Genomic DNA, 14,400 nt, shown 5'->3' on the forward strand with positions numbered 1-14,400 from the left:
CGACCAGTGCGGCCAGGCAGTCCTAGTCGTAATCGGCCTGCTTCCGGAGCATCCTTTCGCCCGTTCGCCGCGATTTGCGGCGCGACTGGCTGCGATCGAACAGGACCTTGAGTACCAAGCCGGTGCTCACGATCGCAGCGCCGGGAAGCGAACGTGTCGCCACCTTGGTCACGCCATAGGCGGCCATCGTGTGCAGCAGCGATCGGTTTTCCACCGCATCCTTTGCGAACTGGCTGCCGTATTTGCGGCCCAGAACCGCCTTCTCCACCGTAATCCGCGACAAGCGGCCGACGCTGCGGAGCAGGATGTCGTTGATGATGAGATTGGTGGAAGGATTGGTGCTCGGCCCAGGAACGGTATCGCGCTCACCCGAAACCGATTCGACAGCGTCGTCGATCCGGTCGGAGGCCATATCGGTTAGGTGAGTCGGCTTTGCCATGAGAGTCTGCCCCAATGCGGCGCAGACGCGGCTGCGCGATTATTTCTTGCGGCCGAAATCGACCGTGACGACGTTCGAACCGTCGTCGCTTTCCTTAACGATTCCCTCGGCGTCGCGTTCCAGCTCGTCATTGCCGGGGTCGTCCGTCGGGGTGGGCGCCATGTCGGCGACGGTCGCCTGGAACTGCAGCCCGAAGTCCACCGCCGGATCGACGAATTGCGTGATCGCGGCGTAGGGGACCACGAGTTCGGCGGGAATCTGGTTGAAGGACAGGCCGACGCTGAACAGCTCTTCCTCGACCCGCAGATCCCAGAACTTGTTCTGCAGGACTATGGTCATCTCGTCCGGAAACCGTTCGCGCAGCGAGGCCGGGACGGAGACGCCGGGGGCGTGGGTTTTGAAGGTGATGTAGAAGTGATGCGCGCCGGGCAGTTCGCTGCCCGCGTCGACGATTTCGCCCAGCACGCGGCCGACCACGGCGCGCAGCGCCTCCTGGACGATGGCGTCATAGGGGATCAGGCTGTCGGGTGTATCGTCGCTCATGGGGTGCTAGGTGGAACGGCTCCGCCCGCGGGTCAAGCGCCTTGCGCGACTGATCGACGTCGCCGAAGCGTCGGGCCGCGCTCCCCGCTTGCGCCGCACCGCCAAGGCTTCTAGCGCTCGCGGCCATGCGCACAGCCACCATCGAACGCAAGACGACGGAAACCGCCATTCATGTGACGGTCGATCTCGACGGCACCGGAGCTTATGCGGTTGAAACCGGCATCGGCTTTCTCGATCACATGGTCGAACAGTTTTCGCGCCATTCGCTGATCGACGTGACGATGAAGGTCGCGGGCGATCTGCATGTCGATCAGCACCACACCACCGAGGACAGCGCGATCGCGCTGGGTCAGGCGCTGGCGCAGGCGCTGGGCGACAAGGGCGGGATCGCGCGCTACGGCACCGCCTATTCGCCGATGGACGAGACGCTGGCGCGGGTGGCGCTGGATATTTCCGGGCGGCCCTATCTGGTGTGGAAGGCGGGTTTCACCCAGGAAAAACTCGGCGAATGGGACACCGAGCTGATCGAGCACTGGTTCCATTCTGTGGCGCAAGCTGCTGGAATCACGCTACATTGCGAACTGCTCTACGGGCAGAACAACCATCATATCTGCGAGGCGCTGTACAAGGGTTTCGCGCGCGCCATGCGCCAGGCGGTCGAGATCGATCCGCGCAAGGGCGGGGCGGTGCCGAGCACCAAGGGGCAGCTGGGTGGCTGAGATCGTGGCGCTGGTCGATTACGGCGCGGGCAACCTCCATTCGGTCGAGAACGCGCTCAAAGCGGTGGGCGCGCAGGTTCAGGTTACCGCCGATCCCGACGTGCTCCGCGCCGCGGACCGGATCGTCCTGCCGGGTGTGGGATCGTTCAAATCCTGCGCCGAAGGACTGCGGGCGATCGAGGGTGCGGTGGAGGCGATGACCGAGCGGGTGCAAATCGGCGCAGCACCGTTTCTGGGGATCTGCGTCGGCATGCAACTGCTTGCCACCCGTGGGCTGGAACACGGCGCAACCGACGGATTGAATTGGATTTCAGGCGAAGTGCGCCCGATCGAAGCGAGCGACGAGACCGTCAAAATACCGCATATGGGCTGGAACGATGTTGCCATGACCCCGCATGCCCGCAACCAGGATTTGGTCGCGCCGGGCGAGGCCTATTTCCTCCATTCCTACCATTTTCATGCCGACAGCGGCGCCGATGTGGTCGCGATGACCGATCATGGCGGCGGACTGGTCGCCGCGGTTGGGCGCGGCAATATTCTCGGCGTCCAGTTCCACCCCGAAAAGAGCCAGGGCTATGGCCTGGCGCTGCTCGAACGCTTTCTCGACTGGAGACCGTGACGTGATCGTCTTTCCTGCAATCGATCTCAAGGGCGGCGAAGTCGTGCGGCTGGCCGAGGGCGATATGGCCCGTGCAACGGTCTATGGCGACGATCCCGCCGCGCAGGCGCTGCTGTTCGCCAACGCCGGGGCGGAATATCTGCACGTGGTCGATCTCGACGGCAGCTTTGCGGGGCGCGCCGAAAACCGCGAAGCGGTGGAAGCCATCGTCGCGGCGTTTCCGGGCTATGTGCAGCTTGGCGGCGGCATCCGCGACGCGGCGGCGGTCGAGGGCTGGTTCGGGCTCGGCGTGGCGCGGGTGGTGATGGGCTCGGCCGCACTCAAGGACCCCGAATTCGTCAAGGCGATGGCGAAGGAGTGGGAGAACGGCATCGTCGTCGCGGTCGATGCCAAGGACGGCATGGTCGCGACCGAGGGCTGGGCCGAGGTTTCCGACGTGCCGGTGCGCGATCTCGCCCGGCGGTTCGAGGATGCGGGCGTCGCCAGCCTGCTGTTCACCGACATCGGCCGCGACGGGATGCTCAAGGGCTGCAACGTGTCTGCGACGGTCGAACTGGCGCGGAGCGTCGATATTCCGGTGATCGCCAGCGGCGGGGTCAAGGGGCTCGACGACATCCGCATGCTCGCGCTGCACGCCGGCGACGGGATCGAGGGGGTGATCACCGGGCGGGCGCTTTACGAGGGGCGGCTCGACCTAGCGGCGGCTATCCAGATGGCGGAGCGCGGGTGATGCGTCTCCGGTTTCGTCATTGCGAGGAGCCGCAGGCGACGCGGCAATCCAAAGGCGGATCGCTCGACGTACTGGATTGCTTCGCTGCGCTCGCAATGACGAGCCTTGCGCTAAGTTCTCCACGATGACCGTCCGCATCCGCGTCATCCCCTGTCTCGACGTCGCCGAGGGCCGTGTGGTCAAGGGCGTCAATTTCGTCGATCTTAGGGATGCGGGCGATCCGGTCGAGCAGGCGCAGGCCTACGACGCGGCGGGGGCCGACGAGCTGTGTTTTCTCGACATTTCCGCCACCCACGAAGGGCGCGGGACACTGATTGACATCGTCCGTCGCACTGCGGCGGTGTGCTTCATGCCGCTGACCGTGGGCGGCGGAGTGCGCAGCGTCGAGGATGCGCGCGCGTTGCTGCTGGCGGGGGCGGACAAGGTGGCGGTCAATTCCGCCGCGGTCGCACGGCCCGAGCTGGTGGGCGAGATCGCGGCGCGCTTTGGCAGCCAATGCGTCGTCGGCTCGGTCGATGCGCGGCGGACCGAGCCGGGCCGCTGGGAAATCTTCACCCATGGCGGGCGCAAGCCAACCGGGATCGATGCAGTCGAACACGCCGTGCGGCTGGCCGAGCTGGGGGCGGGCGAATTGCTGGTCACGTCGATGGACGGCGACGGCACCAAGCGCGGCTACGATCTCGAGCTGACCCGAACCATCGCCGATGCGGTCGGCGTTCCGGTGATCGCCAGCGGCGGGGTCGGATCGCTCGACCATCTGGTCGAGGGCGTGCGCGAGGGCCATGCCAGCGCGGTGCTGGCAGCCTCGATCTTCCATTTCGGCGAGCATACGATCGCAGAAGCGCACGACGCCTTGCGCGCTGCCGGATTGCCGGCCCGGGGATGATGCAACGCGGCTGAATAGCCACAAGCCGGTATCAAAGCGGGACGCTTTGCAAGATTGATCCCCCGGTGCCGCGCCCCGCGACTATGGCTGCGCCATGTCGAGCCAGGCCATCGCGATCGTATCCCAACTGTCGACCCTTCCCGGGGTGCGCGAAACGGCTGCCGCGCTGAGCGAACCGAGCGCTCTGCTGTTGATCGGGATCTCGCTCGGCGGGATCGCGCTGGGCCGGCTGCTCACCCTGGGCCAACCCGCGCAGGATTGACCCGCCCCATTTGCCCGGCGCATTGACCCGGGACGCGCAGCCTTCCATGACCCGCGCCATGGACACGCTGACCCGCCTCGAAACCACCATCGCGCAGCGCCGCGGTGCCGATCCTTCCTCCAGCTATGTGGCGCAATTGCAGGCCCGCGGAATGCCGGTGATCGCGCGCAAGCTGGGCGAGGAAGCGGTCGAGACGGTGGTCGCCGCCCTGTCCGGCGACGACGAGGAACTGGTCGGCGAAGCGGCGGATCTTCTGTTCCACCTGCTGGTGCTGCTGGGCGAAAAGGATATCGCTCTGGCGCAGGTCCTGGCCGAGCTCGACCGCCGGGAAGGCTTGTCGGGACTGGACGAAAAAGCGAGCAGGAGCGAGTGATGCCGATCGACGCCACCCAACCTTACGACGACGCCAACATCTTCGCAAAAATCCTGGCGGGCGATATCCCCTCGACGAAAGTCTACGAGGACGAGTGGGCCTATGCCTTCGAAGACATCAACCCGCAGGCCGAGATCCACACGCTGGTAATCCCCAAGGGCAAATATGTCAGCTGGGACGACTTTTCCGAGCATGCCGCGCCCGATGAAATCGCCGGCTTCGTCCGCGCGGTGGGCAAGGTGGCGCGCGACAAGGGGCTGGTCGAGCCGGGATACCGGCTGCTGGCCAATGTCGGCGCGCATGGCGGGCAGGAAGTCGCGCATTTCCACGTCCATATCTTCGGCGGCCAGCCCTTGGGCCCCATGATCGCACGTTGATCGCGCGTTGATCGCACGTTGGGTCGCGACCGGGACGCCGATGGCTTTCATCGTCTGCGCTGCCCGCTTCGTCGTTTGCGATTGCTAGGCGAATCCCCCCTGCGCTAGAGCGCGCGGGACTATGAACCCGCCCAGACTTTCTCCCAATCCGCCGGATGGCACGCTCGATGGCGACCGGCACCTCTATGCCGTGCGCGTCTATTACGAGGACACCGACCTGTCGGGGATCACCTACCACGCCAATTATCTGCGCTGGTTCGAGCGTGCGCGTTCCGATCTGCTGCGTCGGCTCGAGATCGATCAGCGCGCGGCGATCGAGGAGGGCGAGGGCGCCTATGCCGTCTCCGAGGTCGGCCTGAAATATCTGCGTCCCGCCAAGCTCGACGACGATGTGCTGATCGAAACCCGCTGCACGCAGATGCGAGCGGCGAGTTGCCGGATGCAGCAGCGCGCCTGGCGCGGCGACGAGCTGCTCGCCGAGGCCGAACTGCGCATCGGCTTCGTCGCCCCCGACGGACGTCCGACCCGCCAGCCTCTCGCCTGGCGCGAAGCCTTTACCCGTTTCATGGAATCACAGGAAACCGCATGAGCTCGCTATCGATCCTTACCGCCGCGCCGACAGGGCTCGATCCGGTCGAACTGTTTCTCCAGGCCGATATCGTCGTCAAGGCGGTGATGGCCGGGCTGCTGCTCGCCAGCGTCTGGACCTGGATGATCATCGTCTCCTTCGCGATGCGGATGGGAAAACTGAACCGCCAGACCCGCGTCTATGACGAGGAATTCTGGCAGGCCGACAGCTTCGACCGCTTCATGTCCGAGCGCGGGCGCAAGGATTTGCCGCCTGCGCGGGTGGCGAATGCGGGCGTGGGCGAATGGCGCCGCTCGACCAAGGACGGGGTCAAGGATCGCGACGGGCTGCGCCAGCGGCTGGCGGGCGCGATGGACAGCCAGGTCGCGGGCGAGGCCGATCTGCTGGCTGAGCGGCTCAACTTTCTCGCCACCGTCGGCTCGGTGGCGCCCTTCGTCGGACTGTTCGGCACCGTCTGGGGGATCATGAACAGCTTCTTCCAGATCGGTGCGGCGGGTTCTTCCTCGTTGGCGGTGGTCGCACCGGGCATTTCCGAGGCGCTGTTCGCCACCGCGATCGGCCTGTTTGCCGCCATCCCTGCGGTGATCGCCTACAACCGCTACAGCCATGCGGTGAACCGCTACGAGACCAGGCTGCAGCGTTTCGCCGACCGGCTGCACGCCAGCTTCAGCCGCCAGCTGGAAAGCCGCTAGCATGGCGATGTCGCTGGGCTCGGGGCAAGGCGGTCGCAGGCGCGGTTCGCGCCGGACGCCGATGGCGGAGATCAACGTCACGCCCTTCGTCGACGTGATGCTGGTGCTGCTGATCATCTTCATGGTCACCGCGCCGCTGCTGACCGCAGGCGTCCCGGTCGATCTGCCCGACAGCCGCGCCAATGCGCTCGACAGCGAACCGCAGGGGGTGACGATCAGCATCGACGAGACGGGCAACGTCTTCATCGACGATGCACCGGTCGCGATCGGCGGCTTCGCCCGGGCGCTGGAAAGCCTGCCGCGCAGCGATGGCGGGCCGGACATCACTCTGCGCGCCGATCGGGGGCTCGATTACGGAAGGGTGATGGCGGTGATGGGCGAACTCAACCGTGCCGGCCTCAATCGCATCTCGCTGGTCACCAACAGTTCATCGGTCGAGCCATAGCGCAGCGATGATGCAAGCGAGTACCTTCCGGCGCGAGGAGCGGATCGGCCTGCTGGTGGCCTTCGCGCTGCATGTGCTGCTGGTGATCGTGTTGCTGGTGCAGCCCAACACGACGCCACAGTTCGAACCGGCCGAGCGGATGACGGTCAATCTGGCGACCGAGATCGGTATGGAAGCGACCGCGCCCGAACCGGTCGCCGAAAGCCGGGCCGCGACGGCGCCGACCCTGTCCGACACGCCGGCCCCCGCCGAGCTCGATACGCCGCCGCTGCCGTCCGAACCCGTTGCGCGACCGGTGGAGCGCATTCAGACTCCTGCGCCTGCGCCAGCCGCGCGTCCGGTCGCTCGGCCGCGCCCTGCGCCGGCTCCTGCTCCCGCTCGCAGCCAACCGCGCGAGCGTCCGCGCGCGCAGCCCTCGGCTGCTCCCGAGCGGCCTCCGGCGCGCGAGACCGCCCGCCCGGCACCGGCCAGACCCGCGAAGGCTTCGGGCGGCTCGCGGCTCGGCGAGAATTTCCTCGAAGGCGCGGGTAGCTCCACCAGCACCAGCGAGACCCGCGTTCCCGCCTCGCAGATCGGCGCGAGCGCCAAAGCCTCGATCATCCAGGCGATCATCAGGCAGATCCGCCCGCACTGGAGCGCGCCGCAGGGTGTGGATGCCGAATTGCTGGTGACGCAGCTGTCGTTCCGGCTCAACCCCGACGGCAGTCTCAATGGTCGTCCCCGCGTGGTTTCGCAGAGCGGGGTGACCGATTCGAACCGACCGCAGCAGGATCTTCATGCCGAACGCGCGATCCGAGCGGTCCAGCTCGCCGCCCCGTTCGACCTTCCGGCTGAATATTACAACGCGTGGCAAACCATTGACGGCGCGCGTTTCGACAGGAATCTGGCACGATGAAACATCTTGGTATCGCTCTCGCTTTCCTCGTCGCGGCTCCGGCTGCGGCGCAACAGACCGATCTCGGCGAACCGCTGCCCGAGGGCGGCGAGGTCGAGATCATCGAGCAGAGCGACGGCGGGCTCAGCTTCACCGTCACCGACGAGAGCGCGTGGGAGAACCTCGGCATCGCGATCCCGGCCTTCGCCACCGATCGCAATGTGCCCACGCCTGCCAACCAGTCGGGCACCGCCGCGCTCGGGCTCGAGCTGGCGCGCGTGGTCACCGCCGATCTGCGCAACAATGGGCTGTTCGAACCGACCGGACCCGATGCTCTGCCGCGTCCGCAATTCGCCAACATCACCTCGCCCGAATGGAACGTCTGGGCCAATCGCGGTGCGGAGATGCTGGTCCAAGGCTATGTCCGCGGACGCAGCGACGGGCGGCTGACGGTGGGCTGCTATCTCTACGACATGGCGCTGCGCGACGAGCTGGTGCGCGAGGGCTGGGTGGTGCAGCCTGCCGACTGGCGCCGCGCCGCGCACAAATGCGCCGACCTGATCTATTCGCGGCTAACCGGCGAGAGCCCGTTCTTCGACAGCCGGATCGCCTATATCGCCGAGACCGGCCCCAAGGACAATCGCACCAAGCGGCTGGCGATCATGGACTCCGACGGCGCCAACCACCGCTTCATCACCACCGGGCGCTCGACCGCGCTGACCCCGCGCTACTCGCCCGATTACCGCCAGCTGGTCTATCTCAGCTATGTCGACGGCAATCCGCGGATCTATGTCTACGACATCGGTACCGGGCAGCAGACGCTGGTGACGCAGAGCGAGAACCCGACTTTCGCGCCGCGCTGGAGCCCCGACGGCCGCTCGATCCTCTATTCCATGGCGGTCAATGGCAACACGGACATCTATCGCGTCGGTGCGCAGGGCGGTCGCAGCGAGCGGCTGACCGACGCGCCGGGGATCGATATCGGCGGCTCCTATTCGCCCGACGGCAGCAAGATCGTGTTCGAGAGCGATCGCTCGGGTAGTCAGCAGATCTACGTGATGGATGCCGACGGCTCGAACCAGCAGCGGCTGTCGTTCTTCGGCGGACGCGCCGCGACACCCGAATGGAGCCCGCGCGGCGACCAGATCGCCTTCACCCACATCACCGGCGATTTCAGGGTTGCGGTAATGAACACCAATGGCCGCAACATGCGCTACCTGACCAACAGCTGGCAGGACGAAGCGCCGACCTGGGCCCCCAATGGCCGCATCGTCCAATTCTTCCGGACCGAGCGCAACACGGGCAGCACGAGCCTGTGGCAGGTCGATCTCACCGGCGAGAACGAGCGCCGCCTGCCGACCCCGGTGGATGCCTCGGACCCCGCGTGGGGACCGATCCTGCCGTGAGATCATTGGTTTATCGGGTCCGGAAAACGAAATTGCACAACAGCTGAAAGGATCGGCTATTATGAATACTCGTCTCGCTGCCTCCATCCTCGCGGTCAGCACGCTCGCCGTGGCTGCCTGCCAGAAAAAACCCCCCGAAGAACTGCCGCCGCCGCCGCAGCAGCAGACCACGGCGCCGACGCCCGCACCCGCGCAGGGCCCCGCCGCCGGGGCGCTGGGCACGCAGGCGCATTTCGCCGATGCGGTGGGCGCGGAGAACACGGTCGTCTATTTCGACACCGATCGCTACAATCTCGACCCCGAGGATTCGACGCGGTTGCAGAACCAGGCGCGCTATTTCAGCCAATATCCCAACCTGACCTTCACGATCGAAGGCCATACCGACGAACGCGGAACGCGCGATTACAACCTCGCGCTGGGCGAACGGCGCGCCAATGCGGCGAAGAACTATCTGGTATCGCTGGGCATTCCCGCCAGCCGCATCCGCACCGTCAGCTACGGCAAGGAACGCCCGGTCGCGCTTGGCTCGAACCCCACGGCCTGGGCGCAGAACCGCCGCGCCGCGAGCGTCGTGATCAACTGATCACGGCCGCTGTGAAGTAAAAGCAGGGCGCTCTCTCTTGCCGGAGGGGGCGCCTGTCGCTTGCTGCCCGAACCTAGCGAGCGATCCCGACCAGCGAAACCAGCGGCGCCGAGCCGCGCTGATCGATCCCACGCGGCGGCGCCTTGTCGCCGACGATTGCGAACAACGCCATCGTCAGGGCGCACAGCGTGGCGGAGAAGGTCAGTTGCTTGCTCATCGGGTCCTCTTCGCGAGCCGTATAGCGGGGCGTGGATGAACGCTTCGTTGCAGTGCAACATTTCGCTTCGCCGGTCGTTGCAGCCCTATGCATCAACCGCCACCGCGCCTAGACTGACGCCAATGATTGCCCGACCAATGACTTATCAAGCACCCCCTCGTCATGGCTAAAGCCCGCCGGTCCAACGATTGGGGGTTCCCGCGCTGGCGCGGCTACGAGGCCGGGCGCGAGGCCGCCACGATTCGGCTGTGCGATCGCCACGGCTGCGAGGAGGCGGGCGATTGCCCCGCGCCCAAGGCCCCCAACAGCCCCGAGCGGTGGTATTTCTGTCAGACCCACGCGGCCGAATACAACCGCAAATGGGACTATTTCGAAGGGCTCGACAAGGCCGAGAAGGCCGCCCGGACCAAGGCCGAGCAGAACGAGAACGCGGGCTATGCCGAGGCGCAGCACTACGGCTGGGCGACCAGCGGCGACGGATCGCGCAGCCCCGACGAATTGCGCGCGCTCGAAGTGCTCGAACTGGAACCCGACGCCGATTTCGCCACCGTGAAGAAGGGCTGGCGCGACAAGGCCAAACAGGTCCATCCGGACGTCAAGCCGGGCGACGCCGAGGCCGCGGCCGAGTTCCAGAAACTGCAGGTCGCCTATGAAGTGCTCAAGGCTGCCGAGGAAAGACGCGAGTGGCGCGGCTAGGCCGCTGAAACCCTGAGACGCCGGGCGATCGCCGCCGCCATCCGCTTCCCCAACTCGCGTCCCTGCTCAGGATAGAGATAGGGTTCGATCAACTCGGCCTCCATCACCGCCAGCCGCCCCTCGGGCAGCCGCACCATGTCGATCCGTGCGTAGAGCAGATCGGTGACGGGCAAGGCCTCCACCACAGCCCGTGCGGTGGCGAGATCAAGGGGGGACGGCGCAAACGCCGCCTCGCTCCCTCCGAACAGCGACTGGATGCGATAGTCGTCCATCGAGGGGGTCTTCCGGACGCCATGGCTGAACGCACCGTCGATGAAGACGAAGGTGAATTCGCCCTCGTCGCGGATCGCCGGTAGGTAGGGCTGGATCATGCAGGGCCGCCCCATGCGCCAGTCGGGGCCGGGCAGGGTATCGCGGCTGAAGCTGTGCTGCCCCAATCCGCCCGCACCGATCCGGCGTTTGATCACTACCCTATCGCTGGCGAAGTGATCCATGGCAGCCGCCAGATCGGCGGTGCCGGCGTCGTCGCGCCACAGCGTCGGGATGATCGCAGCGCCGCGCGCTTCCAGCTCTTGCAGATAGCGCTTGTCGGCGTTCCAGCGCACCGCTGCGGGCGGATTGCAGACCGCGATGCCCTTGGCCGCTAGCGCGTCGAGCCTCGCAATGAATTCTTCCGGATGGTCCTGATAATCCCACGCGGTACCCAGCAGGATCAGCTCGAACCCGTCGAAGCGATCCAGAGGCGCCCGCCAGTCGATCTCCACCAGTTGCAGCCCGGCAGCGGCGAAGGCCGGACGCAATGCCGCGACCTCGAGATCGTGTTCGAAAGCGTCGCCGCGGCGCTCCGCCGCTCCGCCACAAGCAGCGGGCAGTGTCGCGCCGCAGCCGAGAAAGGCGACGCGGGCCATTAGACCCGCTCCGCCTGCGCCACCGCGTCGCTGGCGCGCAGCGCGCTGACGATGCGGTTGAGATGGGCCAGATCCTGGACCTCGAGGTCGATATCGTAACCGGTGAAGGGAGGATCGTTCTGTACCTGATCGAGCGCGCGGACATTGGCGTGGTTCTGCGCGAAGATGCCCGCCGCCTCGGCCAGCGTGCCCGGTCGATCGTAAAGCGTCACCCGCAGGCGCCCCACCGCCCCCGACGCGCGCTTGCCCCATGAAAGGTCGAGCCAGTCGCTATCGATCCCGCTGGCCAGTTCGTGGCATTCGATGGTGTGGACCTCGACCTTCTCGCCGCTCCGCCTTGTGCCCACGATCCGGTCGCCGGGAATCGGATGGCAGCATTCCGCGAAAGTGTAGGCGACCCCGGGGGTCAGCCCGCGGATCGAGATGTGCCTTTTGCCCCATTCGGGGGTCTCGGGAAGCTCTTCGGTGCAGCCCGGGACCAACGCCTCCATGACGTCGCGATCCTCGATCTCTGCGGCCCCGATGGCGTAATAGAGATCGTCCTCCTCCTCCATCTTCAGCCGCTCGAGCGCCTTTTTGAGCGCCTTCTTGCCGACTCGCGCCGGCACCCGGCCGGCGATCTCGTCGAACAGCATCTGGCCGATCTCGGCCACCTCGGCGCGCTCCTTGAGCCGTACCGCGCGGCGGATCGCGGCGCGCGCCTTGCCGGTGACGACGTAGCCGAGCCACGACAATTGCGGTTCGGCGCTGGTGCCCTTGACGATCTCCACCACATCGCCGTTCGCCAGCGGCGTGCGCAGCGGCATGTGCCGTCCGTTGATCTTTGCACCAACCGTCTGCGCGCCCAGATCGGTGTGGACCGCGAAAGCGAAATCGACCGGGGTCGCGCCCTTGGGCAGCTGGAACAGCCCGCCCTTGGGGGTGAAAGCGAAGATGCGATCCTGATAGATCGCCATCCTGGTGTGCTCGAGCAGTTCCTCGGCATCGTGGCTGGCATCGACGATCTCGATCAGATCGCGCAGCCAGCCGACCTGGCCGTCGGGGCGGTTGCCCTGCTTGTATGCCCAGTGCGCGGCAAAGCCGAATTCGTTGAGCCGGTGCATTTCGCGGGTGCGGATCTGCACCTCCACCCGCATCGAATTCTCGTACATCAGCGAGGTGTGCAGCGAACGGTAGCCATTGGTCTTGGGGGTGGAGATATAATCCTTGAACTTGCCCGGCAGGAATTGCCAGGTGCGGTGCAGCACCCCCAGCGCGCGATAGCAGTCGGTCTCGTCATCGGTGAGGACGCGGAACGCCATGATGTCGGTCACCTGTTCGAAGCTGACATGGCGTTCGGCCATCTTGCGCCAGATCGAATAGGGATGTTTCTCGCGCCCGCTTACCTCGACCTGCAGACCGGCTTCGGCCAGCGCCTGCTTCATCGCCAGTGCGATCGCATCGACCTGGCCGCCGTCCTGCTGGCGCAATTGCGTCAGGCGCTTGGCGATGGTGTGGTAGGCTTCCGGCTCGAGCTGCTCGAAGGCGAGCAGCTGCATCTCGCGCATGTATTCGTACATGCCGACCCGCTCGGCCAGCGGCGCATAGATATCCATGGTCTCGCGCGCGATCCGCTGACGCTTGTCGAGCTTCTTGATGAAATGCAGCGTGCGCATGTTGTGCAGCCGGTCGCCCAGCTTGACCAGCAGCACGCGGATATCCTCGCTCATCGCCAGCAGGAACTTGCGCAAATTCTCCGCCGCGCGCTCGTTCTCGGGCATCTGCTCGATCTTGGAAAGCTTGGTCACACCGTCGACCAGCCGCGCGACCTCGGGCCCGAAATTGTCCTCGATATCCTGGATCGTGGCGAGCGTGTCCTCGACCGTGTCGTGGAGCAGCGCGGTGGCGATCGTCTCCTGATCGAGCTTGAGATCGGTCATCAGCCCCGCGACCTCGACGGGATGGCTGAAATAGGGATCGCCCGAGGCGCGTATCTGGGTTCCGTGCTTCTGCACGGTGTAGACATAGGCGCGGTTGAGCATCGCCTCGTCGGCGTCGGGGTCGTATTCCTTGACCCGTTCTACAAGTTCGTACTGGCGCAGCATGCCCATTCAACCTGTGGGCGAACGGGGCGATTTGCAATCAAATATGCGGGGTCAACAGCAGGATCAGGTCCACACCGCCTCGGGTGGCAGGCTCATCAGGATGGCATCGATATTGCCGCCGGTCTTGAGCCCGAACAACGTCCCGCGGTCGTACACCAGGTTGAATTCGGCATAGCGGCCTCGCCATTCGAGCTGGGTGCGCTTGTCGGCATCTGTGTATTCGCTTCCCATCCGTCGGCGGACCAGCCTGGGGAAGACGTCGAGAAAGGCCTCGCCGACGTCCTTGGTGAAGGCGAAATTGCGAGCGAAGGCCGCCTCGTCCGGGCACTCGAGATGATCGTAGAAGATCCCGCCCACCCCGCGATGGACGCCGCGGTGCGGGATGTAGAAATAATCCTCCGCCCACTTCGAAAACCGCTCGTAATAGGTCGGATTGTGCGCGGCGCAGGTCGCGCGCAGCCGCGCGTGGAAATCATCGGTATCCTGCGCATAAGGAATCGGCGGGTTTAGATCGGCCCCGCCCCCGAACCAGGCCTTGCCGGTGACCAGGAAGCGGGTGTTCATATGCACCGCAGGGACGTGCGGGTTGGCCATATGCGCGACCAGGCTGATCCCGGTGGCGCAGAAGCCGGGGTCCTCGGCGGTCGCGCCGTTGATCGTGGCGGCGAATTCCGGTGCGAAATTGCCGCGCACCGTCGAGACGTTGACCCCGACCTTCTCGAACACCTTGCCCTTCATCAGCCCGCGGGTGCCGCCGCCGGGATCGTCATTGCCCTCTTCCTCGCGCAGCCACGGCGCGTAATCGAAAGCGGCGTCCGAACCCGCCTCGCGCTCGATCGCCTCGAACTCCGCGCAGATCGAATCGCGCAATTGCTCGAACCACTGGCGGGCCTGCTCGGTCTGGTCGCTGATGTCGGTCATGCGCAGGGTCTTGCCATCCTCCCGGCGGTGCGGCAAT

At 65.9% G+C, this 14,400-nt stretch carries 20 protein-coding genes; 14 read left to right on the plus strand and 6 right to left on the minus strand.

What is annotated here, in order from left to right; genetic code table 11:
* Positions 1 to 22: 22 nt before the first annotated feature.
* On the minus strand, positions 23 to 439 hold the full coding sequence (locus Q9K01_RS03760) for a hypothetical protein (RefSeq protein WP_305928858.1): 417 nt from the start codon (positions 437 to 439) through the stop codon (positions 23 to 25).
* Positions 440 to 478: 39 nt separating this feature from the next.
* Positions 479 to 982 (minus strand): SspB family protein, encoded by a 504-nt coding sequence (locus tag Q9K01_RS03765; RefSeq protein WP_305928859.1) that lies wholly within the window; start codon positions 980 to 982, stop codon positions 479 to 481.
* A 125-nt stretch (positions 983 to 1,107) separates the two neighbouring features.
* Here Q9K01_RS03765 and hisB point away from each other — a divergent pair, with 125 nt between their 5' ends.
* From hisB to pal, 13 genes are all read left to right on the plus strand, one after another.
* Positions 1,108 to 1,701: an imidazoleglycerol-phosphate dehydratase HisB gene (gene hisB, locus Q9K01_RS03770; RefSeq protein WP_305928860.1), complete on the plus strand. Its 594-nt coding sequence runs from the start codon at positions 1,108 to 1,110 to the stop codon at positions 1,699 to 1,701.
* Positions 1,694 to 2,320 (plus strand): imidazole glycerol phosphate synthase subunit HisH, encoded by a 627-nt coding sequence (hisH, locus tag Q9K01_RS03775; RefSeq protein ID WP_305928861.1) that lies wholly within the window; start codon positions 1,694 to 1,696, stop codon positions 2,318 to 2,320. Before hisB ends, hisH begins: the two co-directional genes overlap by 8 nt.
* Before the next feature lies 1 nt (position 2,321).
* Entirely contained in the window at positions 2,322 to 3,050 is a 729-nt protein-coding gene (hisA, locus tag Q9K01_RS03780; RefSeq protein ID WP_305928862.1) for a 1-(5-phosphoribosyl)-5-[(5-phosphoribosylamino)methylideneamino]imidazole-4-carboxamide isomerase, read from the plus strand.
* A 124-nt stretch (positions 3,051 to 3,174) separates the two neighbouring features.
* Complete coding sequence (gene hisF, locus Q9K01_RS03785; RefSeq protein WP_305928863.1) at positions 3,175 to 3,936, plus strand: imidazole glycerol phosphate synthase subunit HisF; 762 nt, start codon at positions 3,175 to 3,177, stop codon at positions 3,934 to 3,936.
* A 94-nt stretch (positions 3,937 to 4,030) separates the two neighbouring features.
* A complete protein-coding gene (locus tag Q9K01_RS03790) occupies positions 4,031 to 4,198 on the plus strand; it encodes a hypothetical protein (RefSeq protein WP_305928864.1) in 168 nt (55 codons plus the stop codon).
* A gap of 58 nt (positions 4,199 to 4,256) precedes the next feature.
* Entirely contained in the window at positions 4,257 to 4,571 is a 315-nt protein-coding gene (locus tag Q9K01_RS03795; RefSeq protein WP_305929171.1) for a phosphoribosyl-ATP diphosphatase, read from the plus strand.
* The gene (locus Q9K01_RS03800; RefSeq protein ID WP_305928865.1) at positions 4,571 to 4,948 is read left to right on the plus strand and encodes a histidine triad nucleotide-binding protein; all 378 of its coding nucleotides are present in this window, start codon (positions 4,571 to 4,573) and stop codon (positions 4,946 to 4,948) included. Before Q9K01_RS03795 ends, Q9K01_RS03800 begins: the two co-directional genes overlap by 1 nt.
* A gap of 121 nt (positions 4,949 to 5,069) precedes the next feature.
* Positions 5,070 to 5,537: a YbgC/FadM family acyl-CoA thioesterase gene (locus tag Q9K01_RS03805; protein WP_305928866.1), complete on the plus strand. Its 468-nt coding sequence runs from the start codon at positions 5,070 to 5,072 to the stop codon at positions 5,535 to 5,537.
* On the plus strand, positions 5,534 to 6,229 hold the full coding sequence (gene tolQ, locus Q9K01_RS03810; protein ID WP_305928867.1) for a protein TolQ: 696 nt from the start codon (positions 5,534 to 5,536) through the stop codon (positions 6,227 to 6,229). The genes Q9K01_RS03805 and tolQ overlap by 4 nt, the downstream gene beginning before the upstream one ends.
* A 1-nt stretch (position 6,230) precedes the next feature.
* A complete protein-coding gene (locus Q9K01_RS03815; RefSeq protein WP_305928868.1) occupies positions 6,231 to 6,674 on the plus strand; it encodes an ExbD/TolR family protein in 444 nt (147 codons plus the stop codon).
* A 7-nt stretch (positions 6,675 to 6,681) separates the two neighbouring features.
* Entirely contained in the window at positions 6,682 to 7,569 is an 888-nt protein-coding gene (locus Q9K01_RS03820; protein WP_305928869.1) for an energy transducer TonB, read from the plus strand.
* On the plus strand, positions 7,566 to 8,954 hold the full coding sequence (gene tolB, locus Q9K01_RS03825; protein WP_305928870.1) for a Tol-Pal system beta propeller repeat protein TolB: 1,389 nt from the start codon (positions 7,566 to 7,568) through the stop codon (positions 8,952 to 8,954). The genes Q9K01_RS03820 and tolB overlap by 4 nt, the downstream gene beginning before the upstream one ends.
* Before the next feature lie 61 nt (positions 8,955 to 9,015).
* On the plus strand, positions 9,016 to 9,537 hold the full coding sequence (pal, locus tag Q9K01_RS03830; protein ID WP_305928871.1) for a peptidoglycan-associated lipoprotein Pal: 522 nt from the start codon (positions 9,016 to 9,018) through the stop codon (positions 9,535 to 9,537).
* Positions 9,538 to 9,610: 73 nt separating this feature from the next.
* Here the strand turns inward: pal and Q9K01_RS03835 are convergent, their stop codons facing one another.
* The gene (locus Q9K01_RS03835) at positions 9,611 to 9,754 is read right to left on the minus strand and encodes a hypothetical protein (protein ID WP_305928872.1); all 144 of its coding nucleotides are present in this window, start codon (positions 9,752 to 9,754) and stop codon (positions 9,611 to 9,613) included.
* Positions 9,755 to 9,916: 162 nt separating this feature from the next.
* Between Q9K01_RS03835 and Q9K01_RS03840 the strand changes: the two genes are divergently transcribed.
* Positions 9,917 to 10,450: a J domain-containing protein gene (locus Q9K01_RS03840; RefSeq protein WP_305928873.1), complete on the plus strand. Its 534-nt coding sequence runs from the start codon at positions 9,917 to 9,919 to the stop codon at positions 10,448 to 10,450.
* Here the strand turns inward: Q9K01_RS03840 and Q9K01_RS03845 are convergent.
* The 3 genes from Q9K01_RS03845 to hemF form a co-directional block, all read right to left on the minus strand.
* Positions 10,447 to 11,358: an ATP-grasp domain-containing protein gene (locus Q9K01_RS03845; protein ID WP_305928874.1), complete on the minus strand. Its 912-nt coding sequence runs from the start codon at positions 11,356 to 11,358 to the stop codon at positions 10,447 to 10,449. The genes Q9K01_RS03840 and Q9K01_RS03845 overlap by 4 nt on opposite strands.
* Positions 11,358 to 13,442, minus strand: coding sequence for a RelA/SpoT family protein (locus tag Q9K01_RS03850; RefSeq protein WP_305928875.1), 2,085 nt, complete (start codon positions 13,440 to 13,442; stop codon positions 11,358 to 11,360). The genes Q9K01_RS03845 and Q9K01_RS03850 overlap by 1 nt, the downstream gene beginning before the upstream one ends.
* A 63-nt stretch (positions 13,443 to 13,505) precedes the next feature.
* Positions 13,506 to 14,363, minus strand: coding sequence for an oxygen-dependent coproporphyrinogen oxidase (gene hemF, locus Q9K01_RS03855; RefSeq protein WP_305928876.1), 858 nt, complete (start codon positions 14,361 to 14,363; stop codon positions 13,506 to 13,508).
* Between the last annotated feature and the right edge of the window lie 37 nt (positions 14,364 to 14,400).

This window comes from Qipengyuania benthica, assembly GCF_030717865.1.
GTDB classification, from domain to species: Bacteria; Pseudomonadota; Alphaproteobacteria; order Sphingomonadales; family Sphingomonadaceae; genus Qipengyuania; species Qipengyuania benthica.